Source organism: Pseudocitrobacter cyperus (assembly GCF_039889165.1).
Classification (GTDB): Bacteria; Pseudomonadota; Gammaproteobacteria; order Enterobacterales; family Enterobacteriaceae; genus Pseudocitrobacter; species Pseudocitrobacter cyperus.
Genome location: NZ_JAYMYY010000026.1, coordinates 1 through 1,178, shown reverse-complemented (window position 1 = coordinate 1,178; position 1,178 = coordinate 1). Strand labels below are relative to the sequence as shown.

The following is a 1,178-nucleotide window of genomic DNA, read 5'->3' as shown; positions in this document are numbered from 1 at the left end:
CTTCACCTACATATCAGCGTGCCTTCTCCCGAAGTTACGGCACCATTTTGCCTAGTTCCTTCACCCGAGTTCTCTCAAGCGCCTTGGTATTCTCTACCTGACCACCTGTGTCGGTTTGGGGTACGATTCAATGTTACCTGATGCTTAGAGGCTTTTCCTGGAAGCAGGGCATTTGTTACTTCAGCACCGTAGTGCCTCGTCATCACGTCTCAGTGTTAACAGAAGTCCGGATTTACCTAAACCTCCCACCTACACGCTTAAACCGGGACAACCGTCGCCCGGCCAACATAGCCTTCTCCGTCCCCCCTTCGCAGTAACACCAAGTACAGGAATATTAACCTGTTTCCCATCGACTACGCCTTTCGGCCTCGCCTTAGGGGTCGACTCACCCTGCCCCGATTAACGTTGGACAGGAACCCTTGGTCTTCCGGCGAGCGGGCTTTTCACCCGCTTTATCGTTACTTATGTCAGCATTCGCACTTCTGATACCTCCAGCATGCCTCACGACACACCTTCAACGGCTTACAGAACGCTCCCCTACCCAACAACACATAGTGTCGCTGCCGCAGCTTCGGTGCACAGTTTAGCCCCGTTACATCTTCCGCGCAGGCCGACTCGACCAGTGAGCTATTACGCTTTCTTTAAATGATGGCTGCTTCTAAGCCAACATCCTGGCTGTCTGAGCCTTCCCACATCGTTTCCCACTTAACTGTGACTTTGGGACCTTAGCTGGCGGTCTGGGTTGTTTCCCTCTTCACGACGGACGTTAGCACCCGCCGTGTGTCTCCCGTGATAACATTCTTCGGTATTCGTAGTTTGCATCGGGTTGGTAAGTCGGGATGACCCCCTAGCCGAAACAGTGCTCTACCCCCGAAGATGAGTTCACGAGGCGCTACCTAAATAGCTTTCGGGGAGAACCAGCTATCTCCCGGTTTGATTGGCCTTTCACCCCCAGCCACAAGTCATCCGCTAATTTTTCAACATTAGTCGGTTCGGTCCTCCAGTTAGTGTTACCCAACCTTCAACCTGCCCATGGCTAGATCACCGGGTTTCGGGTCTATACCCTGCAACTTAACGCCCAGTTAAGACTCGGTTTCCCTTCGGCTCCCCTATTCGGTTAACCTTGCTACAGAATATAAGTCGCTGACCCATTATACAAAAGGTACGCAGTCACCCCA

At 52.5% G+C, this 1,178-nt stretch carries 1 rRNA gene; it reads right to left on the bottom strand.

Annotated features, from left to right (window positions below):
* Positions 1 to 1,178: ribosomal RNA gene (locus VSR74_RS23175) — 23S ribosomal RNA — on the bottom strand; the annotation flags it as partial.